We start from the raw sequence: 22,914 nt of genomic DNA, 5'->3' as shown, positions 1-22,914 counted from the left end.
CGGCTCAGCGGGGCGCACCCCGTCCGGGCGCCAGGGCGCAGGCGAGCAGGAAGGCCGCCGCGACGCCGACCGTCACGGTCAGCCCCGTGGCGTGCAGCACCGGCGTGCGGCAGAGCGCGAGAAGCCCGAAGGTGAGCAAGGTGGTGACCATGCAGGTGATGACGGATCCAAGCGCCCGCGCTGCCTCCTCCGTCGATGCCTCCCCGGAACGGGCCGAGGCCCGGGTATTCCCAAGGAACAGCGCATAGTCCATGCCGACGCCGGCCAGCAAGAGCGCCGCGGTCAGGTGAAAGACCGAGATCCGTTCCCCCAGCGCTGCGAGCATGGCGAAGGTCAGCATCAGCGCGCCGCCGAGCGCCACGGCGATGCGCAATCCGCCGGCGAGCCCCCGCCCCGCGCCGAGCAGCACCAGCACCAGCACGCCACCGACCGCGGCCCAGCGCAGCGCGGCGCCGGTGGCCTCGGCGAGGATCGCCTCGGTCTCCGCCTTGATCTCCACCGGCAGCAGCCCGGGCACGCGGGATGCGGCCGCGCGCAGCGCCGCCATGTCGCGGATGTCGGTGGGCAGCAGGATGGCGCGGACGCCGCCTTCCTCCTGCCGCAGCAGCGGAGCCAGCCGGGCGGCGAGCAGCGGCGCCGCGCGAAGATCCGCCGGCGTCAGCGGCGCCTGCGTCCGCGCGGCCTCGATGCCTTCGAGGAAGGGCGCGAAGGCATTGGCGCGGAAGGGCAGGCCCTGGCGCGCGGCCTCGATACGTTCTGCCAGCGTGGCGGCCTCGGGCAATGCCGCGAGCCGCGCGCGCTGCGTCGCCGCGCTCGGCAGGAAGCGCGCCGGGTGATCCAGCCCGGCGATGGCGCCGGAGGCAACCAGCGGCGCCAGCGCTTCCGCCGCCCGTTCCGCCGCCTGAAGGGCCGCTTCGGCATCAGGCGCGCGCAGCGTCAGCACCACGCGCACATCCGGCGCACCTACCTGGCGCCGCAGCACCTCGTCGAGGTCGCGCACCGCCTCCGGCACCGGGCTCAACGCCGCCAGGTCGCGTTCCATGCGCGGCCCGCCGCCCAGTGCCAGCGCGACCGCGACAACCGCCAGCGCCGCCAGCACCACCCCGCGCCGCGCCGGCAGCCGCAGCAGCACATGCGCGAGCCGTTCCGGAAGCGGACGCACCGGCAGCCCTTCCGCCGGCAGCAGCGCGGGCAACAGGTAGCGCGTCGTCAGCGCCGCGCCGACCAGCCCCGTCGCCGCAAAGAGGCCGAGCTGCGCCAGGCCCGGAAAGCCCGAGGCCAGCATCGGCACGAGCCCAGCCACCGCCGCCGCCGTCGCCAGCCGCAGCGTCGGCCAGATGCGGCGCGCGGCCTCGCGCAGCGTCTCCCCCGGCGCGCGCCCGGTGATGAGCAGGATCGGGTAGTCGTCCACCACGCCGAGCATGGTCATGCCGAAGCCGAGCGCCGCGCCGTGCACATGCCCGAACGCCGCATCGACCACCGCCAGTGCCGCCAGCGTGCCGGCCGAGAGCGGCACCGCTACCACCGCCAGCATCAGTGGCGACCGGTAGCGCCAGATCAGGAAGGCGGCGACCAGCACCGAGGACAGCATCGAGACGAGGCGCACATCCGCCCGCACCGTCGCCGCCGCCTCCGCCGCGAAGATGCCGGGCCCGGAGAGCAGCAGCCGCGCCCCCGGCGGAGGGTCGGAGGCAGCGAAGGCGGCGCGGAAGGCCTCGGCCGTGCGCGCCTGCGCCTCGGTGTCCAGGCCTCCGGCACGGGACTGCGCCAGCAGCAGCGCGCGGGGGCCTTCGGCCATCCACACGCCATGCTCCATCGCCACGCGCGCATCCGCGGCCCAGCCCCGCACCAGCGCGAGGAAGGCACCGGTCGGATCCGCGAAGCCATAGCGCCGCACCAGCGGCGCGGCGCTGCCGCGCAGCCCGTCCAGCACGGCTTCCAGCGAGCGGCGCAGCGCCGCCTCGGTGAAGGCTTCCGGCGTCGCGGCCGGGGAGAGCGCGTAGCGATGCGCGATGAGCAGCGCCGCCTCGCCATCGTCGATACGCGGCGCGCCATTGGCCACCAGCGCGAAAAGCCCGCTCGCCTCGAGCCGCGCCGCCATCGCCCGCGAGACGCGCGCGAGGTCGCGCGCCTCCCCGCCCTCGATCCCCGCGATCAGCAGCGTCGTCGCGGCGCCGCTGCGGAGTTCCTCCAGCAGGAAGGCGGATTCCTCGGTCTTCGGCGCCGGCAGGAAATCGGCGATGTCGCCGCGCAGCGAGACCTGGCGCAGCAGCAGCGGGAAGGCCAGCGCCAGCACCGCCAGCGCGGCGAAGAGGGCAGCATAGCGCGCGACGAGGCGCCTCATCGCAGCGGGGTGATCGCCATGCGGGTGCGGCCGTCGCGCATCTGCGTCTCCACCACCAGGATGGCGCCGCCCTCGCCTTCCAGCGTCACGCGCTGCACCGCCGCGCGCACGCGCAGCGAACGCGGCGTCAGCACCATCCGCCAGCGCGCGAAGGTGCCGGAGAAGACCACCTCGTGATGCTCGCGCAGTGTGGCGAGGTCGCCGGCAAGCGTCGCGCGGATCGCCTCCACCACCGGTCGCACCTCGGGCACGGCGTCGAGCGCCATGGTCTCGCGGATGCCGCGCGCGGGCTGCTCCAGGACCAGCGTGTCGCCATCGGCGAGGAAGCGTTCCTCGACCGGCTCGAGCGTATGCTTCTCCATCCGATCGGGCGCGCGCCAGGTCAGCACGCCGCGCGAGATCAGCGGGCGGTCGAGTTCAGGGAGTTCCCTCTCCTCGGTGAAGGCGGCGCGGCTTTCGCGCACGGCGGCGAGGGCCGCCATCACCTCGGGCAGCGGGTCGGGGGCCTGGGCGGCCAGGGGCAGGATCAGCAGGGTGCGGCGCAGGAAGGTCGGGGGAGGCGAACCTCCCCCGAACCCCCTCCCTTCTTTGGTTCCAAAGAAGGAGGGGGGATTCGGGGGGAGTTCACTCCCCCCGACCTTCAGCCACCGCCACCTCACGGCTCCTCCCCCCAGAAGTCGTAGAAGTTGAACCAGTTGTAGGGATGCGCCCGGCACATCTCGCCGACCCGCTCCGCGTAGCGCCCGAGCCATTCGCGCAACGCGGCCTCGCGCCGGTCCCGTGGCAGGTCGATCGCCTCGGCGAAGGGTTCGAAGCGCAGCAGGTAGCGGCGCGGGCCGAGCCACAGCCCGAAGCCCAGCACCACCGGCGCGCGCAGGATCGCGGCGAGCGTCATCGGCCCGCCGGGCAGCGTCGCCGGCGCACCGAGGAATTCCGCCGGCAGCATGCGGTCGCCGCTCACCGCGCGGTCCGCGAGGATCCCCACCACGCCGCCGCGCTCCAGCGCCTCCCGCGCCGCCAGCATCGCCGAGGGTCGGCCGAGCGGGATGACGGCGGCCGCGCGCGTCGGGTCGAGGCTGTCGAACAGCGCGTCCGCGGCGCCGGCATTGGCGGTGTGCATCATCATGCGCACCTCGACCGGCGCACCGGCGCCGCCGACCGCGCGCAACGCCTCGAAGGAACCCATATGCGCGCCGAGCACCACCATCCCCTGCCCGCGCGCGGCGGCGTCGCGCAGAATCTCCAGCCCCTCGACCTGCACATGGTAGCCACGCGTGCGCCCGGTCAGCAGGAAGACACGGTCGAGCATCGTCGAGGCGAAGCAGAAATACAGCCGCCAGAGGTCGCGCCACCCCGCCGGCCGGCCGAGCGCCCGCCCCAGGTAGCGCCGCGCCGTACGCTTCTGCGCGGCGGGCGAGGTGGCGAGGAAGAACAGCGTGATCGGGTGCAGCAGCGCATGCGCCACCGGCCAGCCGAGGCCGAGCGCGATGCGCGTCATCAGCCGCAGCACGGCGGCGTTGCCGCGCTCCGGCGTCGCGGCCCAGGCGGCGGTGCCGCTCATGCCGTGAAGGCCATGTCCCCGGCTGCCGCCGGCCGGCCATCGGCCTCGCAGGCGAAGCCGACGCGGCCGGGCGCGAGCAGGGTGAGCACGACGCGCACGTCCTGCCCCGGCAGGACGGGGGCGGCGAATTTCGTCCTCGGGAGCCCGCGCAGGGGGCCAAGGCCGAAGGCCATGCGTGCCGCCTCGGCCACCCGGTCGAGCAGCACGACCCCAGGCACGACCGGATGACCCGGGAAATGCCCGGGCAAGGCGGGATGGTCCGGCGGCACGGCGAAGCGGGCGACATGCGTGGGCGGGGGCGGCACCTCGTCCGGGCGCCGGGCGGCCGGGCCGCGGCTGGGGTCGGAGGCCATGGGCGCCTTCTACGGCAGTCCGGGGCCGGGTTGAATGGGCGGTGCAGGGCTCATGCCGCCGGGCCTTGCCGATCCAGGCCCGGTGAATTGGCGCGCGGAGCGGCTGGGGCGGCCGCGCGCAGGACCAGGCGCGCTGGTGCCGAAGCAGCCGAAAGTCTGGCCGGTATCAGCGCCGCACCGGGCCGCGGGGCCAGGCGAGCGCGGCGAGTTCCGCCTGCCGCAGCTTGCCCACCCCATCGCGCGGAAGCGCATCGACCATCACCACCGGGCGCGGCAGGAAGGCGGGCTCGATCCGCCCGCGCAGCGCCGCCACCACGGCCTTCGGCGTCATTCCCGGCGCCACCACCAGCGCCGCGAGCCGCGCCCGCGGGTTGTCGTCGATATCCGCCGGCGCGAGGTAGACGCCGTCCGCGATGCCCTCGACGTCGGTGAGGATGCGCGTCAGCCCGGCGAGGGAGGCGCGCTTGCCCGCCAGCTTCACCATGTCCGCCCGCCGCCCCGCCAGGCGGAAGCGGCCTTCCGGCAGGGGCTCCAGCGTGTCCGAGAGCGGCACCGGCGCCGGCAGGCCGGGCACGGTCACGTCCGCCCCGTCCTCGGCGATGGCGAAGACCGTGCCGGGATAGGGTTCCCAGGCATCGCCCTCCAGCGTGCGGCGGGAGGCGACGGACCCGGCCTCGGTGGCGCCGTAGATCTCGAGCACGGGCGCGCCCCAGGCCGCCTCGGCCTCCGCGGCGAGGCGCGGATCGAGCGGCGCGGTGGCAGAGATGACGGCGGCGAGCGGCGGCAGCGCGATGCCCGTCCCGAGCACCGCGCGCATCTGCAGCGGCGTGGTCACCAGCAGGCGCGGCGCGGGTACGCCGGCCAGGGCCTCCGCGATGTCGGAGGGGTAGAAGACCGCCCCCGCGTGCCCCGCCCCGCCGCCATGCAGCGGCAGCATCAGGGTCGTCTCGAAACCGTACATGTGCTGCGCCGGCACCGTGCCGACGATGGCCGTGCCCGATGTCACGCCGAACCGCTCGGCGGCGGCACGCGCCCCGGCCACCAGCGCGCCCCAGGGCTTGGCATGCGGCCGCGGCTCCCCCGTGCTGCCGGAGGTGAAGGCGATCGCAGCCACCGCCCCGGCGGGGATGAGCGGGTTCGGCGCATCGGCACCGGGCGCGGCATCCGGCCGCAGCACCGGCACGGGCAGTTCGGCCTCGGTGTCCGCGAGCGCACAGCGCGCCCCGTGCAGCCGGGCGATGTCGGCCAGGCGCTGCGGGGAACGGTCGGCGGAAAGCAGCGTCACCTGGCCCCGCGACAGCACCGCGGCGAAGCCGACCAGCGCCAGGTAGCGGTCGGCGCAGAAGTTCAGGACGGGCCCTTCCGCCGGCAGGCGCGCGGCGAGGGCCGCCACCTCGGCGAGGAAACGCGCCGTCGTCACCGGTTCCCGCCCGCGGTGGAAGATCACTTCGTGCGGCGCGCGGGACGTCAGCGGCAGGGCGGCGTCAGCGGGCATGGGGCACCGCGTCGGCGCGCCAGATGGCGCGCAGCGTCCGCCACGGCCGCACCGGGCCGAGTTCGGGAAAGACCATGCCGCGCACCACATGCTCGCCGAGGAAGAACGCCGCGGCGAGGCCGATGTTGAGCGCCGCCGAGGGCCCCGCCGGCGGCCCGAAGCCCGCCAGCGTCGCCGCGTTCATCGCGGAGAAGAGCAGGAAGTACGCCGTCCAGAGCGCCGTCAGCCGGCGCGCGTAGCGCACGAGCCCGGCCGGGATCTCCCCGTGCTCGGCGCGGCTGTAGCGGACGATCAGGGCTTCCTGCCCCGGGCGCAGCGTCGCGCCGAAATGCCAGGCGAGCGTCAGGTTCCCGGCCAGGGGCAGCGCCGCGAGCACCGCCCGGGCCCCACCCGTCCCGCCCACCCAGAGCCAGGTCGCGATCCCGGCCGCCAGCGCGCAGGCGACGATGCCCGCCGGCCGCGCGGTCGGCGCCAGGAAGGCGACGATGATCGCGGCGGCCAGAGCCGCGGCGGCGAGATCCTGTCCCGCCGCCCGGGCAGCGAGGCACAGCCCCGAGAGCGGCAGCGAGACCAGCAGCCGCGGCGCCAGGCGGGGCAGGCGCATGGCGTTCAGGCCGCCCGGTTCTTCTCGATATGCGCGGCGAGCGCGCGGAGCGAGGCGAAGATGCGGTGGTTCATCTCGTCATCGGATCGGAGTTGGAAGCCATACCGCTTGGAAACGGCGAGCGCGATCTCGAGCGCGTCGATCGAATCGAGGCCGAGGCCCTCGCCGAACAGGGGCGCCTCCGGATCGATCTCCTCCGGCGCGACTTCGAGGTGCAATGCCTCGACGACGAGGCGCGCCACCTCCGCTTCCAAGGAGAGGGTCGTGGTCAAGCTCGGTCTCCCGCCGCGCATCGGCTTCACAATCCCGAGGGCTGCCGCCGCCGGCCGCCCCCTTGCCGGGTGGCCTTGACGAAGCGGGGCCGACCAGCGACCTCAGCCGCGATGTCATCCACCTCCGGACTGCAAGAATATCAACGCGAAAGTGGCCTCACAAGGGCGGCACGCCGGGCCGCGCGCGGCTTCGCGGCACTGCCCGCCCTGTTCACCTTCACCGTGGACGTCGAGGAGCATGAGGGCGGGTCACGCGCACGCGAACAGACCGCCCGGCTGCTCGACCTGCTGGATGCCGCCGGGGCGCGCGGGACCTTCTTCGTGCTGGACCGGGTGGCGCGCGCCGATCCGCGCCTGGTCACGCGGATCGCGCGGCGGGGGCATGAGGTCGCCTCGCACGGCCATGTCCACCAGCCCCTGGCGGATCTGGCGCCTGATCGTTTCCGCGCCGGCATGGCAACGGCGCGGGACCGGCTGGCGAACCTGACCGGCGCGGCGCCGGCGGGATTCCGCGCGCCCTATTTCTCCCTGACGCCGGCGGCCGCCTGGGCGCCGGACATCCTGGCGGAACTCGGCTTCGCCTATTCCTCCTCCGTGCTGCCGGCCTGGAACCCGCTCGCGGGCTGGCCAGGGGCACCGCGGCGGCCCTTCCTCTGGCCCTGCGGGCTGCTGGAATTGCCGGTGCCGGTGGCGCGGCTGGGGCCGGCCTGGCTGCCCTTCCTGGGAGGCATGTACCTGCGCTGGCTGCCGCCCTGGCGCCTGCGCGGCCTGGCCGCGCGCTGGACGGCGGAGGAAGCCGCGGGCGGCGCCCTGTGGTCCTATTGCCACCCCTACGACCTCGACGAGCGCGAGGCGCTGGTCCACCGCCCCGATGCCGGCGTCTTCGGCAGCCTGATGTTGTGGCTCAACCGCGGACCGATGCTGCCGCGGCTGGAAGGGCTGCTGCACGGACGGCGCTCGGTGCCCTTCACCGCGCGGCTGGCGGAGTTGCGGTCGGAAGCCCGGGCCTGGGCCGCCGCGTAGCGCCGCAGGACCGGCGACCGGTTCACGGGAACCGCCGAGGCCACTGGCACGGCGGATTTCGACGTCCGATGCGGTGATGCCCGGTTCTACCGCCGGCAGACCGAGGCCTCGGCCGCCGCCACTGCAGAGGCGGTGTCGCCGCCGCTCAGCACGAGGTCGCGCAGCCCTTCCGCGCGCAGCCGGTCCGCGACGCAGAGGCAGAAGCCGGCGAGCCGGCGGAGCGGCCAGTCCGGATGCTCGCCAATCGCTTCCCGCAGGCCGGCGGTGCAGCGCCAGCGGAACATCGCATCCCCGAACGGCGTCTGCAGCGCAGCGCTGCCCGCCGCGGGCGGAGTGACGGCGGCAGCGCGCGGCCCGCGCTCGGCCATCGCCGCGCGCGGGCCGGTGGCCACGGGCGACGGGGCTGGCGTCACGAAAAGCCACCAGCCACCGAAGCCGAGGGCCGCCAGCAAGGGGAGCAGGAAGACGAGTCGCAGCACGGCGCCCAGCATGACCCGCCCGCCGCCGCTTGCGCCAGGGGGCCTGCCGCGGCAGCCGGGAGCGGTTTCGCCGACCGCCGTCGCCTGGCCAGGGAGGTTTCCGCCCGGGTGGAAGCCCCTCCCGCCGTGCCTCAGCGAGCATCTTCACGCACACGGCCGATTCCAGCCGCGTGCGATCTGCTCTAGGCTTCCGCCATGCGCAGCCTGTCGATCCTCCTCCTCGCCGCCGCGCTTCCCGCCCTGCCGCCGGCGCTGCCCGTGGCGGCGGCACAGGCCTGGCAGACCGAGACCCCGGCGCCGCCGCCTTCTTCCCCCGTGCCGCGGCCGCCGCGCTCCTGCTACCCGCCGCCGCCGCCGCCGACCTCCTGATGGCGGCGAGGGAGGTCGCGCCAGCGGCGCGCGAGACCGGCGCGCCACCTGCGCGCGAGACCGGCATGCCACCGGCGCGCGGGACCGACATGCCAGTGGCGCGCGGGACCCGCGTGGTCGAGAACGGCGGGATCGTGGTGCTGACGGGCGCCGGCATCTCCCGTGAATCGGGCTTGGCCACCTTTCGCGACACCGACGGCATCTGGGCCAGGGTGCGCATCGAGGAGGTCGCGACGCCCGAGGCCTTCGCCCGCGACCCCTGCCGGGTGCAGGCCTTCTACAACGCCCGCCGGGCGCAGCTCGCCGATCCCGCGCTCGCGCCGAACGCAGCGCACCTGGCGCTGGCGCGGCTGGAGCGCGAATGGCCCGGCGAGGTGCTGCTGGTGACGCAGAATGTCGACGACCTGCATGAGCGCGCCGGCAGCCGCCACCTGCTGCACATGCATGGGGAACTGGGCAAGGCGCGCTGTCTCGCCTGCGGCGCCGCCAGCCCCTGGTCGGCGGACATCGAACCCATCAGCGCCTGCCCCGCCTGCGGCGCGACCGGCCGGCTGCGCCCGCATGTGGTGTGGTTCGGCGAGATGCCGATGGAGATGGACCGCATCGACGAGGCGCTGGGGCGCTGCGGGCTGTTCGTCTCGATCGGCACCTCGGGCAGCGTCTATCCGGCCGCGGGCTTCGTCGCCGGGGTGCGCGGCCGAGCCCGCACGGTCGAACTGAACCTCGAGCCGTCCGAGGGCGCCATGCTGTTCGACGAGGCGATCCACGGCCCCGCGACCCAGGTGGTGCCCGCCTTCGTGGACCGGCTGCTGGCGGGCCGGTGAGCATCCGGGCCTCGATCATGCGCCTCCTGCCGGCGCTGCTGCTCCTCTTGGCCACCGCCCAGGCGCTGGCGGCGGAGGACACGCCCGGCCTCGGCCGCACCGACACGCGCCGCCCCGTCCCGCCCGACCGCCCGCCGTGGAACGCGGTCGGGGAGGTGGAGGCGCCGGGCAACCGCTGCACTGGGACGCTGGTCGGCCCGCGCAGCGTGCTGACCGCGGCGCATTGCCTGATCAACGAGGACGCCACCGCCCTGGCGCCGGCGCGCGACGTGACCTTCCGTCTCGGCACCCGCGTTGCGCGCGTGACGGCGGTCCGCATCGACCCCGGCTTCAACCCGCGGACCGAGCAGCCCTGGCGTTCGGACTGGGCGGTGCTGACCCTGGACACGCCACTCGGCGAGGGACGTGCGCTGCGCCTGTCCCGCGAGCCGCCGCGAGAAGGGATCGCCCTCGCCCTGCCTGGCTGGCAGCATGACCGGCCGGGGGTGCTGCTGGCCGATCTCGGCTGCCGCGTGGTGGTGATGGGCACCTTCGGCGGCCAGGGGATGTTGGTCGGGCACAATTGCGCCGGCACGCTCGGCAGCAGCGGCGCGCCGCTGATCGCGCTGGCCGAGGATGGCGGCTTCGTCGTCGTCGGCGTGCAGTCGAAGGCGGCGCTGGGAAGGCCGCTCGGCGTCGCGGTGCCGTCCTTCGCTATTCCCCTGCGGTAGCCTGCCCGGCCCGCCTTGCCGGGGGTGTCGAGGCGGATCGTGGCGGTCCGTAGCGCGAGGCAGGACGCCGCGGGGATGACGGGGACGGGCAGCCCCCCTCCCCCAATGTCCCCGGCTGTATCTCATGGTTCCCAAAGGCCTTTCGGCCTTTGGTGGGGGGAGGTCCGGAGGGGGGCGAAGCCCCTCTCCGGCGCGCCTCACTCCGCCGCGCTGCGCCCTGCCTGCAGCGGCCCCAGGATCTCCTCGTCGTGCTCGCCGGCCTTCGGCAGGTCGAGCCGCACGCCGAGCCGTTCCGCGCCAAACTGGATCGGCAGTGCGGGGACGGCGCCGGGACGGCCATCAGGCAGGGTGATCGGCAACAGCCCGCCGCTCGCCTTCAGGTGCGGGTCCTCGAACAGGTCCCATGGCCGCGCGATGCGGGAGAAGGGCAATCCCGCCTGCTCGCACATGTGTTCGAGCGCCGCGACGTCGTGTTTGACCAGCAGCGACTGCACGAGCGGGATCAGCGTCTCCCGCCGCTTCGCGCGTTCGGTGTTGGTCGCGTAGTCGGGATCGTCGAGCACCGGCTCGTTGAGTTCGCGGCGGAAGATCTCCCACTGCCGCTCGGTGACGACGCCGATGAAGATCTGCTCGCCGTCCCTGGTGTCGAACACGTCGTAGACGCCCCAGGCGCGGCGGCCGGCGGGCATCGGCGTCGGGTCCTGCCCCGTCATCGCCTGCTGCAGCATGGCGGTGGAGACGAGGAAGGCGGCGTTCTCGAACAGGCCGGACTGCAGGTGCTGGCCGCGGCCCGTCGCCTCGCGCTGGCGCAGCGCGCCGAGGATCGCGATGGCGCCGAACATGCCGCCCATCATGTCGTTCACCGGCGCGCCCGCGCGCAGCGGACGGCCGGGCGGGCCGGTCATGTAGGCGAGGCCCGACTGCATCTGCACCACCTCATCCAATGCGGTGCGGTTCTCGTAGGGGCCCGGAAGGTAGCCCTTGAGCGAAAGGTAGATCAGCCGCGGGTTGCGCGCCGTCAGCGCGGCGTAGCCGAGGCCCTTCGCGTCCAGCCCGCCGGGCCGGAAGTTCTCGATCACCACGTCGGCCGTGTCGATCAGCCGCTTCAGCGTCTCGAGGTCCGCCGCGTCCTCCGTGTCGAGCTGCACGGATTTCTTGTTTCGGCTGAAGGCCGGGAAGAAGCCGGTGCCCGAGGCCGTCAGGTAGCGCGTGCGGTCGCCCTTGCCGGGAGGTTCGACCTTGATGACCTCGGCGCCGAGATCGGCGAGCACCAGGCCGCAGGTCGGCCCCATCACCATGTGGGAAAATTCGACGACGCGGATGCCTTCGAGCGGAAGCGTGTTCATGCCGCGCGCGCCTTCGCCCGGAACGCCGTCAGGCTGCCGCCGCGCAGCAGGGCGGAAGGCAGCGTGCGGCCGAGGATCTTCTCCGCCAGATGCCCGGCCGCGATCAGCGCGTCCACGTCCACGCCCGTGGCGATACCCATTTCCTCACACAACAGGACCAGTTCCTCCGTCGCGATGTTGCCCGGCGCGCCGGGATGCCCGGCGAAGGGGCAGCCGCCGGCGCCGCCCACCGCCGCGTCGTATTCCGCCACGCCCATCCGCAGCCCGGCGAGCGCATTGGCGATGCCGAGCCCGCGCGTGTCGTGCAGGTGCAGGGAGACCGCCTGATCGGGCCAGCGCGAGCGCACCTCGCCGACCACGCGCTCGATCAGCAGCGGGTTCGCCCAGCCCATCGTATCGGCGAGCGAGATGCGTTCGATGGCGCAGCCCGTCTCTGCCGCGAGCGCCATCGCATCCGCCACCGCGGCGATTGCCTGCGCCGGCGTGATCTCGCCCTGGAAGTTGCAGCCGAAGGCGGCCTGGACGGAGACGCGGTTCACCTTCACGCCCGCCGCGAGATGCTCCGCGACATTCTCGCGCATCGCCGCGAGTTGCCCTGCTCGGTCGCGATTCAGGTTGCGCTGAGAGAAGGCCTCGGAAGCCGCGACGGTGATCGACCCGTAGACCGAAAGCCGATCCTTGAAGGCCAGCGCGCGCTGCAGCCCCTGCGGGTTGAACCACAGCGCCGTGTAGGCAACGCCCGCCCGCGGCGCGAATCCCGCGACAACCGCATCGGCATCCGCCCAGCCCGGCACGCGCTTCGGGCTGACGAAGGAAGCAACCTGGATCCGCGAGACGCCGGTCGCCGAGAGCGCGTCGATTAGCGCGATCTTGTCCGCCGTCGGCACGGGCGTCGCTGCGATCTGGAACCCCTCGCGCGGGCCTTCCTCCGTGATGCGCACGGCGCGCGGCAGGTCGGTCATCGCCATCTCCTCTCGGTGCGCCCGTTCTAGCCCGCGGCCGAGCGGCGGAACACCACCACCAGGTTGTTCGCCGGCATCTCCGTGACCTCCGGCGGCCCGAAGCCCGCCGCCGCGGCCAATGCCGCGACATCCTCGAGGTTCCGCACACCCCAGGCCGGATCGCGTGTCCGCAGGTCGGCGTCGAAAGCCTCGTTCGATGGCGCGGTGTGCCGGCCTTCGCGCTTATACGGGCCGTAGAGGACCAGCGGCGCGCCCGCGGGCAGGATCACGGCGGCGCCGCGCACCAGGCCCTCGCAGGCCGACCAGGGCGCGATGTGGATCATGTTGATGCACAGCACCGCATCCGCTTCCGCCACCGGCCAGGCCGGTGCGGCGGCATCCAGCGCCAACGCCGGACGGATGTTCGCGATGCCGGATGCCCAGGCATCGATGCTGGCGCGCGCAGCGTCATTCGGGTCGCTCGGCTGGAAGACCAGCGAAGGAAAGGCCGCGGCGAAATGCACGGCGTGCTCGCCGGTGCCGCTCGCGACCTCCAGCACCACGCCGCGCGCAGGCAGCACGTTGCGCAGGACGGCAAGGATCGGGTCACGGTTGCGCGCGGTGGCGGGGGCGAAACGGCGATCGTCGGTCATCGGCAAGCGCGCGGGGGAGGAGAACCTCCCCCGCTCCCCCTCCCTTCTTTGGATTTCCGCCCTCGCAGCATCACGGCGCCAGTCTTTCCGGGGCGAGGGCACAGTACACGTCGCCGCTGTTCGCGGCATGCGGCAGGGCGGCGATCCAGGTGGCCATCGCCTCGGCACGGATGGGGCGCGGATGGACGAAGGCCATGCTCTCGCCCAGGCACGCATTGAACGCGCGGTAGCCGAGCACCGAAAGCAACGCCAGGCACTCCGCGGCGACGCCGCGCTGGATGGTCGTGAACTCGAAGGAGAGCGCGCGTGGCGGTCGCGTCAGGCCACGCAGGGCCTCGGCCTCGAACCCCTCGACGTCGATCTTGATGAAGGCCGGCAATCCGTGCCGCATGGCCAGCGCATCGAGCGTCGTCACCGGCCGCGCGATGGCGGCGTCCCAGTGCTGGCCCTCCCAGCCGGCGGCGCCGTCGGCGGCGGCGATGAAGGCCTCGCTCGCGGTGGCGATGGTGGGGTTGGCGGTGTTCAGGCGCAGCACCGCCTCGCCCGGCCGCGCGCCGACCAGCGCCGGCACCAGCGCGACACCCGGATCTGCGCGGAAGATCAGCCGCAGCGCCCGCAGGAGGCGAGGCTGCGGTTCCACGGCCACCACGCGCGCGCCGAGGCGCCGGAAGGACGCCGTGCGGTCGCCCACATGCGCGCCGACGTCGAAGGCGAGGTCGCCCGGTCCGAGGAAGCGCGCGTGGAAGCCATCCAGCAGCGGCGCGCGCCCCGGGGCGTAGTAGGTGCGGAGGGAGGCGCCGATGGCGCTCATGGGCGAAGGTCGGGGGAGGGTGAACCTCCCCCGAACCCCCTCCCTTCTTTGGATTTCTGGCGCTGACCATCGCGGTCAGTCCCCAAAACCCAAAGAAGGTTGAGGGGGGTATGGGGGGAGAAGTTCTCTTCTCCCCCCATCACGCAAACACCACCGCCGCGCCTGCCGCATAGGCCGGCGGCACCATGGCTCCCGCCGGCGCCTGCACCGTCGGGATCCCTTCCAGCACCCGCCGCGCCGCCGCGCCGCCATCCTCCGTGCGCACCACCATTCCCGCCATGAACGGCAGGGCGGGCGCGGTCACGCCAGGCAGGACTTCGCCCAGCGCCTGCTCCGTCAGCATCCGCACGCGGGTTTCCATGACCGGCGCGAAGGGCCCGGCGGCACGCGCAGCGCCCGCCAGGCGCAGCAGGAAGCCGCCGGCCGGGTCCGGTTCAACCGGCAGGCCGGACAGCCGCGACAGGCGCGCCGCCGTCTCCGCGGGCTCGGCGGCGCAGAGGATCACTTCCTCCAGCGCGACCGCCTTGTTGGCGTGGTCCATCCACCTTTCCTGCCACACCAGTTCGGGCGTCAGGTGGCGGATGAGCTGCACGCGGCCTTCCGGCGGATCCGGGAAGGGCAGGCGGGCGAAACGCGCGATCGGCCCGCCCGCTTCCACCGGGCGTTCGAGATACGCCACGCCGGGGATGTCGATGCCCGCGGCGCGCATGCGGGTGAGGTTCGCATCCTCGTCCGTCATGGCCAGCGCCAGGATGTGCATGCCCGGGTAGCGCGCGAGGAAGGCGTTCAGCGTGTTGTCGTAGAGCGCCGGATCGAGGATCGCGATCAGCTCGATGTAGCCGTGCTTCAGGAAGGCGCAGCGATTGCCGGAACCGTATTGCTCCACCGGCAGGTCCGGGCGGCGGCGGCCCGACTGCTGCGCGACCGGGGAAAGCGCGAAGCCGAGGCGCTCGTAGGCCGCGGCCATCGGCGCCAGGTCCCGTGCCGCCACGCCGACGTGGTCGACCGCGACGGCGGTGCTCATGCCGGGTTCTCGTACTTGTCGAGCAGCCAGGACTGCGGTTCAGCCGCCGCCTCGGCGTACCAGCGTTCCATCAGCGGATGCGCCCGCACCGCCTGGACATAGGCACGCGAGGTCGGCGTGAGGTCAGGCTGCCAGGTGAGGAAGCGCGTCACCACCGGCGCATACATCATATCCGCCAGGCCGAAGCGCGGGCCGAACAGGAAGGGGCCACCCTGGGCGTGCAGCGCCTCGGCCCAGATCGCCTCGATGCGGGCGATGTCGGCCAGCGCCTCGGGCGTGCGGCCCATGCCGGGGAAGGTGCGGCCGAGGTTCATCGGCATGGCCATGCGCAGGCCGCGGAAGCCGGCATGCATTTCCGAGGCGACGGCGCGCGCGTGGGCACGCGCGGGGCGGTCGGCGGGCCAGAGCAGCGGGGCGATCTCGGCGCAGTATTCCGCGATGGCAAGGCTTTCCCAGATCCGCGCCCCGTCATGCTCGAGGTATGGGACCAGCCCGTTGGGGGAGACGGCCTTGATTGCCTCCGTCCCGCCGCCGGCCAGGGGGATCACCACTTCCTCGACGTCCAGATGCGCGAGCCGCACGGCGAGCCAGCCGCGCAGCGACCAGGACGAATACCGCTTGGTGCCGATGACAAGGCGACCCTTGGCCATGCGCGCGCCCTCCTTACCGGCGCGGGCCGACCATGCCACGGCCGGCGGCGGGGGCGAAGGGCGCGGGACGCCGGAGACCGATCGAGAATGCACACGCCGGCCCGCTCCCCCACCCGGCCGCCCAGCGCCAGTATCCTGGATGGGTGGCCGGGTGGGGGAGCGGGCCGGTGTCGGACTTCAGGATGCGCCGGATGGCGCACCCTGCAGCGGTCTCTCAGCCCTGGATCGGCGGCAGCATCACCATCTGCAGCAGCAGCAGGGACAGGCCCGCGGCATTGAGGGCCCAGCCGACCGTGAGCACCCGCGCCAGCGCGCTCCAGAAGGCGCGGTCGATGCCGAGCGGTGTCGGGTTGTCGATGTTGTCCGCGCTGCGCCAGACGCAGATGCAGATCCAGCCCGTGTAGACCATCAGCACCACGATGCCGAACAGCACCCAGCCGGCACCCACCCAACCCATCAGCGGCGGGACGGCGATGACGAGGGAGAGCACCAGGCTCGCCGCCACGCCCCACCCCCAGTAGAGCGGCGCCAGCCGGCCCTGGCCGTTCCACCAGGGGCCGAACTCGAAGCCGTGGAAGCCCGCTTCCGTGTCATGGGTCGTTTCCATCGCACTCCTCCTGAAACCCGGGCCGCGCGGTCGCGGCGAACGCGCACGGCCGTATTTGGGTATCCTGCGCCCGCCAGCGCCGGGAAGGCGAGCAAATTTGCATTTTACAATCCAATTCGCCCCCTCCGCCGGAGCCAGCGCTTGCCCCGCCGGCCCGGTGGGTGTTCCTTGCACCCCTGCCGACCCCGGAGACCCTGGCGATGAACGAACTGAGCGTGCCGCGTCCGAACTCCCTGGACGCCTTCTGGATGCCCTTCTCCGACAACAAGTACTTCAAGGGCACGCCGCGCATGCTCGCCCGCGCGGAAGGCATGCACTACTACACGCCCGAGGGGCGGGAGATCCTGGACGGCACCGCCGGCCTGTGGTGCTGCAACGCCGGCCATGGCCGCGTCGAGATCGTGCAGGCGATCCAGAAGCAGGCCGCGATCATGGATTTCGCGCCGACCTTCCAGCTCGGCCACCCGATCGCCTTCGAGGCCGCGTCCCGCATCGCGGAGATCACGCCGGAAGGCGTGGACCGGGTCTTCTTCACCAATTCCGGCAGCGAGAGCGCCGACACCGCGCTGAAGATCGCGCTCGCCTACCACAAGGCCCGCGGCGAATCCTCCCGCGTGCGGCTGATCGGGCGTGAGCGCGGCTACCACGGCGTCGGCTTCGGCGGCATGTCGGTCGGCGGCATCGGCCCGAACCGCAAGCAGTTCGGCGCGCTGCTGCCCTATGTGGACCACCTGCCGCACACCCACCTGCCGGCCAAGAACGCCTTCGCGAAGGGCGAGCCGCAGCACGGCGCCGAACTGGCCGATGCGCTCGAGAACCTGGTCGCCCTGCACGGTGCCGAGACCATCGCGGCCGTGATGGTCGAGCCGGTGGCAGGCTCGACCGGCGTGCTGGTGCCGCCCGTGGGCTACCTCAAGCGCCTGCGCGAGCTGTGCGACAAGCACGGCATCCTGCTGATCTTCGACGAGGTCATCACCGGCTTCGGCCGCCTCGGCACGAATTTCGGCGCCGAGCGCCTTGGCGTGACGCCGGACATCATGACCATGGCGAAGGGCCTGACCAACGCCGCGGTGCCGATGGGCGCGGTCGCGGTGAAGAACGGCGTGTACGACACCATCGTGAACGGCATGCCCGCGGGCATCGAGTTCTTCCACGGCTACACCTATTCCGGCCATCCGCTCGCCGCCGCGGCCGCCATCGCCACGCTGGAACTGCACAAGACCGAGGACCTGCCCGGCCGCGCCCGCGCCATGGAGCCCTATTGGGAAGACGCGATGCACAGCCTGAAGTCGGCGCCGAACGTCATCGACATCCGCAACTTCGGCCTGATCGGCGGCATCGAGCTGTCCTCCCGCCCCGGCAAGCCAGGCGCCCGCGCCATGGACGTGTTCCGCCGCTGCTTTGACAAGGGCGTGCTGGTGCGCGTGACGGCGGACATCGTCGCCCTCTCCCCGCCGCTGATCGTCGAGAACGCCCATGTGGACCGCCTGGTCGGCACCCTGGACGAGGCGATCCGCGCCGAGGCCGCCTGACCCCGGCCATGGCCGAGGAGGAAGCGCAGGCGCTGCGCGTGCTGCTGGTGGACCCGCTGCCCGGCACGCGGGTCACCGTCATCGCCATGCTGGAGGAGCAGGGCCACGAGGTCCTGCCCGTATCGGACTGGGACACGGCGGAGGACCTGCTGCTGCGCGAGGAGGTCGATGCCGTCGTCATGGCCTTCACCGCGGATGGCTTCGACGGCAAGGACGCCGCCCAGCGATTGCGGGACCGCCTGCCGCCGCAGGCCGACCTGCCGCTGGTCGGCACCACCACCGGCCTGCGCCGGGGAGAGGAGGACGAGGCCCTGGACGCCGGCTTCGACGTCCTTCTCACCCGCCCCTTCGAGGCCGAAGCCTTGGGGGAGGCGCTCCGCCAGGCCGCCCGGGACCGCACGCCGCCGCCGCCGCTGGACCCCGAGCGGCGGGCGGCGCTGCGCCGCCTGCATGGTCCCGCAGCTCTCGCCGGGCTTGACGACGCCGCGATGGATGCCCCGGGCCGCCTGCTCGCTGCCCTCTTCACCGAGGGCGGGGGCGCGGGCGACTATGTCGCCGCGGGAACGGAAATCGCGGCCGCGCTGGAAGATGTCGGTGCCATTGCCGCCGCCGCCGCCGCCCGGCGCCTGGTGGAGAATGCCGATGCCGGCCGTCGCTTCCTCTACCCGCTGATGTCCGCCGTCGTGGCCGCCCGGGTGGCGCTGCGCAAGGACAGGATGACCGCGGCCGCCCAAGACCCCATATGGGCGGCAAGCGACACACCGCCTGGAGACTCCCCGTGAGCGAAACCACGCAGCCCCCCCTTGGCCGCGAGCCCGTGCCCGTCACCGTGCTGACCGGCTACCTCGGCGCCGGAAAGACCACGCTGCTCAACCGCATCCTGACCGAGAACCACGGCAAGAAGTTCGCCGTGGTCATCAACGAGTTCGGTGAGCTCGGCGTGGACAACGACCTCGTCGTCGATGCGGACGAGGAAGTGTTCGAGATGAACAACGGCTGCATCTGCTGCACCGTGCGCGGCGACCTGATCCGCATCCTCGGCGCGCTGATGAAGCGCCGCGACCGCTTCGACGGCATCATCGTCGAGACGACCGGCCTCGCCGATCCCGCCCCCGTCGCGCAGACCTTCTTCGTGGACGAGGACGTCAAGCGCGCGACGAAGCTCGATGCCATCGTCACGGTCGTGGACGCGAAACACCTGCCCGCGCGCCTGTCCGACAGCAGCGAGGCGCAGGAGCAGATCGCCTTCGCCGACGTCATCGTGCTCAACAAGATGGACCTGGTGACGCCCGATGAGGCGTCCGAGGTCGAGCGCCGCATCCGCGCCGTCAACCCCTATGCCGAGATCCGCCGCGCGACCAAGTCCGACGTGCCGATCGACGCCGTGGTCGGGCGCGATGCGTTCAACCTCGCCCGCGTCCTGGAGCGCGAGCCGGAATTCCTCTCCGGCGAGGACCACCACGAGCATGATTCCGCGGTGAACAGCGTGTCCTTCGAGGTCGAGAAGCCGGTCGACCCGGAACGCTTCAACGCCTGGATCACGCAGGTTCTGGCGTCGAAGGGCCAGGACCTGCTGCGCACCAAGGGGATCCTCTACTATGAGGGCGACAGCCGCCGCTTCGCCTTCCAGGCGGTCCACATGATCGCCGATGGCGACTTCATCGGCGAGGTGAAGGAAGGCGACCCGAGGAAGTCGAAGATCGTCTTCATCGGCCGCGACCTGAACCGGCCCTGGCTGCGGAAGGGCTTCGAGGCCTGCCAGGCGGGTGAGGACGAGGCGAAGATCGAGGCTGAGATCGCGCGCTGGAGCCCGCCCCCGGCATGACGTGCACGGGGAGGGCCCTGCCCTCCCCGAACCCCACCCGCCGAGGGCTTAAGGCCCTCGGAACCCTCGATTTGATCGGGGTGGACAGGGAGGGGGCATGAAATGCCAGCGATCACCGGCTCGCCATTGACGCCCCCTCCCTGTCCACCCCGATTGAAAATGGTTTCCAAAGGCCTTTCGGCCTTTGGCGGGGGAGCGCGAGGGGGCGGCGCCCCCTCGCTGCCGCGCCCCTGGCCATGGCCACCGCGCCGCCGAAGCCCCATACACGCACCAGGACACGGACCCGGACACTGCGATGAGTGCGACCGAATCGGACTTTCTCCTCGAATCCCGCGGCCATGCGGAGGATCTCGGCGCCTGGGTCGTCGGCGTCGCCTTCGGGCGGGAGGGCGGTTCCTGCGCCTTCGCCCTTGGCGACGGCACGGTGCGCATCGCGACCCCCGGCGACCTGCGCGCGGAATGGCGCAGCGTCGCGGCGCATGACGGCGCCTGCCTCGCCATCGCCCCCGACGCGAAGGATGGCGTCCTCACGGGCGGCGACGATGGGCGGCTGATGCGCATCGCGCCCGATGGCACCGCGACCGAGCTCGCGAAGTACGGCAGCAAGTGGGTGGAGCGGGTCACCTCCCACGAATCCGGCCTGCGCGCCGTCGCGGTGGGCAAGGCCGTGCATGTCCTGGACGGCAAGGGCGCGGCGCTGAAATCGCTCGCGCATCCGACCTCGGTGACCGGCATTGCCTTCGACGGCAAGGGCAAGCGCATCGCCGCCAGCCATTACAACGGCGCCTCGCTGTGGTTCGTCGCGGCGAAGGAAGGCACCCCGCGCGTGCTGGAATGGAAGGGCAGCCACACCGGCGTGGTGATCAGCCCGGACGGCACGCATGTCGTCACCACCATGCAGGAGAACACGCTGCATGGCTGGCGGCTGGCCGACGGGCAGCACATGCGCATGGCGGGGTATCCGTCCAAGACCAAGTCGCTCGGCTTCACCGCCAAGGGGCGGTGGTTGGCGACGGCGGGGGCCGACTGCGTCGTGCTCTGGCCCTTCTTCGGCGGTGGGCCGATGGGCAAGGCGCCGACCGAACTGGCCGGCGGGGACGGCGTGCTCTGCACCATGGTCGCCTGCCATCCGCAGCAGGAGGTGGTCGCCGCGGGCTTCGGCGACGGGCTGGTGCTGATGGCCGAGGTCGCCTCCGGTCGCGTCGTGCCCGTGGCGGCGCCGCGCGGATCGGCCATCTCGGCCCTGGCCTGGAATGCGGCCGGAACGCACCTCGCCTTCGGGGCCGAGAACGGCTTCGCCGGGATCGTGGACCTCTCGAAGCGATGACCGTCCCGGTCCTGTAGAGCGGATCGCATACGACTGGAATCGGCCGCAGCGTGAAGATGCTCGCTCAAACACGGCGAGACCGGTTTCCGCCGATGTGGACATCGCTCTCGCCCCCACGGCTGCACATCCTGCGCCTCGGCCTCGGGCAGATGCCGACCAGGTGGAATCACCCGATCGGATGACGATGCTCACGAAAGCTAAGGACCTGGAGCGGTGTTCGTGAGCCCGGGCGAACGGAAGCCGCTCCAGGCATCTGGCCGACCCGCCGCATCACCGCGAAGCGCGGCGCGACGCCGGTGCAGATGCAGATGCAGATGCGGATGCGGATGCAGGTGACGCTCGCGCGGCTTCCGGCGCAGGGTAATCTCGTCGCTGCCGACCGGAAGCAGGCGCGGCCGGAAGGCCAGCGGGAGAACCTCGCCGCCATCGCCGCCCTGCCCAAGCCGATGATCCCGGCCTTCGCGCCGGCCTGGGCCGCGTGAATCGCGCCTTGCCGGGGGTGGCAAGCCCCCGCCCGCCCATGCTTGATTGCCGCCGTCCGTGATGCAGGAGTGAGGACAATGGCCGCGCGCGACCGTAAGGACGATGAGGGATTCGACCTCGGAATAAGCCTCGAGGCAGTCGCAGCCATCGTGGATGCCGCGCGCGCCGTGCAGGAAGGCGAGGAAAGCGGCGCCCTGGCGCGCGAGGATGAGGACGATGAAGGCCTCGATGCCGAGGACGACGAGAACATGGATGAGGACGCGCTGCGCGCCTTCATCGGCGACCTCAATGAGGACGAGCAGGCCTCCCTCATCGCGCTGGCCTGGATCGGCCGCGGCGACTACTCGGGCGCGGAATGGAGCGAGGCCCGCACACTGGCGAAGGAACGCAACGTGCGCGACACCGCCGAATACCTGCTCGGCATCGACATGCTGGGCGACATGATCGAGGAAGGCCTCTCCGAACTCGGACTTTCGCTGGAGGATGCGGACGGGTCGTGATGCGCCTCGCATTCGCATGGCTGCTGCCGTCCGCACTGGCCCTCGGCGCCTGTTCGGCACGTGATTCCGCCGTGGCCGAGGACGGGCGCGAGCGCCTGGTCGGGCTGCGCGCGGACGACCTGCGCCTCTGCGCGGGGGTGCCGAACCTCACGGCCCAGTCGGCCGGCGGGGAGTTCTGGACCTATGACCGCACCCCCCCGGCCGCCGGCGTCTCGGCGCCGGTGCCGGTGATCGGCGGCTCGCTCAGCGTCTCGGCCGGGTCGAGTTGCCGCGTCACCTTCCAACTGGTGGACGGCAAGGTGACGCGCATCGGCTACTCGGCGGCCTCGGACCTGCCGATGTCGCAGAACTCGGCCTGCGCGCCGGTCGTGCAGGGATGCCTGCGGCTGGTGGACACCAACGAGGTCAGGCGGGAATAGCGCCCCGCGCCAACCCCGCGACTTCCTGGATCAGCTTGCGCTTCACGGCGACGCCGAAGCTCTCGAAATCCTCGGCGACGATCATGAAGGCGCCGTCGCCGCCGATCACGTTCTCCCGGTAGTAGTCGTCGAGCGGCACCGGCGGCAGCCGCCCGAAGGTCGGGCGGTCGTTGATGATCGGCAGCCCGTTGATGACGATGCCCTCGGCCACCGCGGCATCGCGCACCAGGTCGGCCGGCGGTCCGGAATTGTTCACGCCGTCACCCGAGACGTCGATGACGCGGCGCGTCGCCTCCCACGGGCATTCATCGAGCAGGCCCATGGAATGGCGGATGCCGCCGGAGATGGAGGTCCAGGACAGCGAGGCGCGCGGCGCCTCGGCCAGTGCCGCCGCCCAGGCGTCGGCATCGGCCTGCGCCGCGATCCGCCGCCAGGGGATGACGGTGCGCTGGTACTCGATGCCGGCCCATTCGACATAGGCGATGCCGATCGCCCCGACCTGTCCGCTGCGGATGGCCGCCAGCACGACGGGGTCGGCAACTGCAAGGCGGTAGCCTTCGCGCTGCAGCCTGGCCTCGTCCTCGTCGATGGAGCGGGAGACGTCCACGGCCAGGACAAGGGCGACGTCCACGGCTTCCTCCGCACGGGCGGAGCGGAATGCCGGCACCGCCGCGGCCCCGGCCGCGGCGAGAAAGGACCTGCGGCGCATCGGCGCCTCCTCGGCTCGATGCCGCATGGTGGCGCCGCGAAGGGCGTGGTTTC

At 72.6% G+C, this 22,914-nt stretch carries 27 protein-coding genes; 11 read left to right on the top strand and 16 right to left on the bottom strand.

What is annotated here, in order from left to right; translation table 11 throughout:
• Nucleotides 1–4 precede the first annotated feature (4 nt).
• The 7 genes from GXW76_RS13075 to GXW76_RS13045 form a co-directional block, all read right to left on the bottom strand.
• Nucleotides 5–2,344: an MMPL family transporter gene (locus GXW76_RS13075; RefSeq protein ID WP_211862485.1), complete on the bottom strand. Its 2,340-nt coding sequence runs from the start codon at nucleotides 2,342–2,344 to the stop codon at nucleotides 5–7.
• Nucleotides 2,341–2,826 carry an outer membrane lipoprotein carrier protein LolA gene (locus tag GXW76_RS13070; protein ID WP_211862483.1) on the bottom strand — a complete coding sequence of 162 codons (486 nt, stop codon included), beginning with the start codon at nucleotides 2,824–2,826 and terminating at the stop codon, nucleotides 2,341–2,343. The genes GXW76_RS13075 and GXW76_RS13070 overlap by 4 nt, the downstream gene beginning before the upstream one ends.
• A gap of 173 nt (nucleotides 2,827–2,999) precedes the next feature.
• On the bottom strand, nucleotides 3,000–3,905 hold the full coding sequence (locus tag GXW76_RS13065) for an LpxL/LpxP family acyltransferase (RefSeq protein ID WP_211862481.1): 906 nt from the start codon (nucleotides 3,903–3,905) through the stop codon (nucleotides 3,000–3,002).
• Nucleotides 3,902–4,258, bottom strand: coding sequence for a 3-hydroxyacyl-ACP dehydratase FabZ family protein (locus GXW76_RS13060; RefSeq protein ID WP_211862480.1), 357 nt, complete (start codon nucleotides 4,256–4,258; stop codon nucleotides 3,902–3,904). The genes GXW76_RS13065 and GXW76_RS13060 overlap by 4 nt, the downstream gene beginning before the upstream one ends.
• 166 nt (nucleotides 4,259–4,424) lie before the next feature.
• Nucleotides 4,425–5,753 carry an AMP-binding protein gene (locus GXW76_RS25995; protein WP_211862478.1) on the bottom strand — a complete coding sequence of 443 codons (1,329 nt, stop codon included), beginning with the start codon at nucleotides 5,751–5,753 and terminating at the stop codon, nucleotides 4,425–4,427.
• Nucleotides 5,743–6,357 (bottom strand): COG4648 family protein, encoded by a 615-nt coding sequence (locus GXW76_RS13050; protein WP_211862476.1) that lies wholly within the window; start codon nucleotides 6,355–6,357, stop codon nucleotides 5,743–5,745. Before GXW76_RS13050 ends, GXW76_RS25995 begins: the two co-directional genes overlap by 11 nt.
• 5 nt (nucleotides 6,358–6,362) lie before the next feature.
• Complete coding sequence (locus GXW76_RS13045) at nucleotides 6,363–6,629, bottom strand: phosphopantetheine-binding protein (RefSeq protein ID WP_246514228.1); 267 nt, start codon at nucleotides 6,627–6,629, stop codon at nucleotides 6,363–6,365.
• Between the two features lie 111 nt (nucleotides 6,630–6,740).
• Between GXW76_RS13045 and GXW76_RS13040 the strand changes: the two genes are divergently transcribed.
• Nucleotides 6,741–7,652, top strand: coding sequence for a polysaccharide deacetylase family protein (locus GXW76_RS13040; protein WP_211862472.1), 912 nt, complete (start codon nucleotides 6,741–6,743; stop codon nucleotides 7,650–7,652).
• Nucleotides 7,653–7,738: 86 nt separating this feature from the next.
• On the opposite strand, the gene GXW76_RS13035 is transcribed toward GXW76_RS13040, so the two are convergent.
• Nucleotides 7,739–8,143, bottom strand: a complete 405-nt coding sequence (locus tag GXW76_RS13035; protein ID WP_211862471.1) for a hypothetical protein — start codon at nucleotides 8,141–8,143, stop codon at nucleotides 7,739–7,741.
• Between the two features lie 183 nt (nucleotides 8,144–8,326).
• Here GXW76_RS13035 and GXW76_RS13030 point away from each other — a divergent pair, with 183 nt between their 5' ends.
• From GXW76_RS13030 to GXW76_RS13020, 3 genes are all read left to right on the top strand, one after another.
• Nucleotides 8,327–8,500: a hypothetical protein gene (locus GXW76_RS13030; protein ID WP_211862469.1), complete on the top strand. Its 174-nt coding sequence runs from the start codon at nucleotides 8,327–8,329 to the stop codon at nucleotides 8,498–8,500.
• Nucleotides 8,501–8,589: 89 nt separating this feature from the next.
• Nucleotides 8,590–9,324, top strand: a complete 735-nt coding sequence (locus GXW76_RS13025; protein WP_211862507.1) for an NAD-dependent deacylase — start codon at nucleotides 8,590–8,592, stop codon at nucleotides 9,322–9,324.
• A 17-nt stretch (nucleotides 9,325–9,341) separates the two neighbouring features.
• Nucleotides 9,342–10,034 (top strand): trypsin-like serine peptidase, encoded by a 693-nt coding sequence (locus tag GXW76_RS13020; protein WP_211862468.1) that lies wholly within the window; start codon nucleotides 9,342–9,344, stop codon nucleotides 10,032–10,034.
• A gap of 197 nt (nucleotides 10,035–10,231) precedes the next feature.
• Here GXW76_RS13020 and GXW76_RS13015 read toward each other — a convergent pair whose 3' ends face one another.
• The 7 genes from GXW76_RS13015 to GXW76_RS12985 form a co-directional block, all read right to left on the bottom strand.
• Nucleotides 10,232–11,380: a CaiB/BaiF CoA transferase family protein gene (locus tag GXW76_RS13015; protein ID WP_211862465.1), complete on the bottom strand. Its 1,149-nt coding sequence runs from the start codon at nucleotides 11,378–11,380 to the stop codon at nucleotides 10,232–10,234.
• On the bottom strand, nucleotides 11,377–12,342 hold the full coding sequence (locus GXW76_RS13010; protein ID WP_211862464.1) for a hydroxymethylglutaryl-CoA lyase: 966 nt from the start codon (nucleotides 12,340–12,342) through the stop codon (nucleotides 11,377–11,379). The genes GXW76_RS13015 and GXW76_RS13010 overlap by 4 nt, the downstream gene beginning before the upstream one ends.
• A gap of 26 nt (nucleotides 12,343–12,368) precedes the next feature.
• On the bottom strand, nucleotides 12,369–12,974 hold the full coding sequence (locus GXW76_RS13005) for a DUF938 domain-containing protein (RefSeq protein WP_211862462.1): 606 nt from the start codon (nucleotides 12,972–12,974) through the stop codon (nucleotides 12,369–12,371).
• A 70-nt stretch (nucleotides 12,975–13,044) separates the two neighbouring features.
• Nucleotides 13,045–13,785, bottom strand: coding sequence for an FkbM family methyltransferase (locus GXW76_RS13000; RefSeq protein ID WP_211862460.1), 741 nt, complete (start codon nucleotides 13,783–13,785; stop codon nucleotides 13,045–13,047).
• 139 nt (nucleotides 13,786–13,924) lie between these two features.
• Nucleotides 13,925–14,809 (bottom strand): VOC family protein, encoded by an 885-nt coding sequence (locus GXW76_RS12995; protein WP_211862459.1) that lies wholly within the window; start codon nucleotides 14,807–14,809, stop codon nucleotides 13,925–13,927.
• Nucleotides 14,806–15,459: a glutathione S-transferase family protein gene (locus GXW76_RS12990; RefSeq protein ID WP_211862457.1), complete on the bottom strand. Its 654-nt coding sequence runs from the start codon at nucleotides 15,457–15,459 to the stop codon at nucleotides 14,806–14,808. The genes GXW76_RS12995 and GXW76_RS12990 overlap by 4 nt, the downstream gene beginning before the upstream one ends.
• A 214-nt stretch (nucleotides 15,460–15,673) precedes the next feature.
• Nucleotides 15,674–16,066: a hypothetical protein gene (locus GXW76_RS12985; protein WP_211862456.1), complete on the bottom strand. Its 393-nt coding sequence runs from the start codon at nucleotides 16,064–16,066 to the stop codon at nucleotides 15,674–15,676.
• A 200-nt stretch (nucleotides 16,067–16,266) separates the two neighbouring features.
• On the opposite strand from GXW76_RS12985, the gene GXW76_RS12980 reads away from it, so the two are divergent.
• From GXW76_RS12980 to GXW76_RS12950, 7 genes are all read left to right on the top strand, one after another.
• Complete coding sequence (locus tag GXW76_RS12980; protein ID WP_211862454.1) at nucleotides 16,267–17,598, top strand: aspartate aminotransferase family protein; 1,332 nt, start codon at nucleotides 16,267–16,269, stop codon at nucleotides 17,596–17,598.
• A gap of 8 nt (nucleotides 17,599–17,606) precedes the next feature.
• Entirely contained in the window at nucleotides 17,607–18,380 is a 774-nt protein-coding gene (locus tag GXW76_RS12975; protein ID WP_211862452.1) for a response regulator, read from the top strand.
• Complete coding sequence (locus GXW76_RS12970) at nucleotides 18,377–19,423, top strand: CobW family GTP-binding protein (RefSeq protein ID WP_338150954.1); 1,047 nt, start codon at nucleotides 18,377–18,379, stop codon at nucleotides 19,421–19,423. The genes GXW76_RS12975 and GXW76_RS12970 overlap by 4 nt, the downstream gene beginning before the upstream one ends.
• A gap of 295 nt (nucleotides 19,424–19,718) precedes the next feature.
• Entirely contained in the window at nucleotides 19,719–20,750 is a 1,032-nt protein-coding gene (locus GXW76_RS12965; protein WP_211862449.1) for a WD40 repeat domain-containing protein, read from the top strand.
• Nucleotides 20,751–21,058: 308 nt separating this feature from the next.
• Nucleotides 21,059–21,232, top strand: a complete 174-nt coding sequence (locus GXW76_RS12960; RefSeq protein ID WP_211862448.1) for a hypothetical protein — start codon at nucleotides 21,059–21,061, stop codon at nucleotides 21,230–21,232.
• A gap of 78 nt (nucleotides 21,233–21,310) precedes the next feature.
• Nucleotides 21,311–21,733, top strand: a complete 423-nt coding sequence (locus tag GXW76_RS12955; protein WP_211862447.1) for a DUF3775 domain-containing protein — start codon at nucleotides 21,311–21,313, stop codon at nucleotides 21,731–21,733.
• Nucleotides 21,730–22,152, top strand: a complete 423-nt coding sequence (locus GXW76_RS12950) for a hypothetical protein (RefSeq protein ID WP_211862446.1) — start codon at nucleotides 21,730–21,732, stop codon at nucleotides 22,150–22,152. The genes GXW76_RS12955 and GXW76_RS12950 overlap by 4 nt, the downstream gene beginning before the upstream one ends.
• Here GXW76_RS12950 and GXW76_RS12945 read toward each other — a convergent pair.
• The gene (locus GXW76_RS12945; protein ID WP_211862445.1) at nucleotides 22,139–22,861 is read right to left on the bottom strand and encodes a DUF1194 domain-containing protein; all 723 of its coding nucleotides are present in this window, start codon (nucleotides 22,859–22,861) and stop codon (nucleotides 22,139–22,141) included. The genes GXW76_RS12950 and GXW76_RS12945 overlap by 14 nt on opposite strands.
• Nucleotides 22,862–22,914: the final 53 nt, after the last annotated feature.

Origin of the sequence: Neoroseomonas soli, assembly GCF_018129065.1 — a bacterium.
GTDB lineage: Bacteria > Pseudomonadota > Alphaproteobacteria > Acetobacterales > Acetobacteraceae > Neoroseomonas > Neoroseomonas soli.
This window is presented reverse-complemented; position numbering and strand designations above follow the sequence as displayed.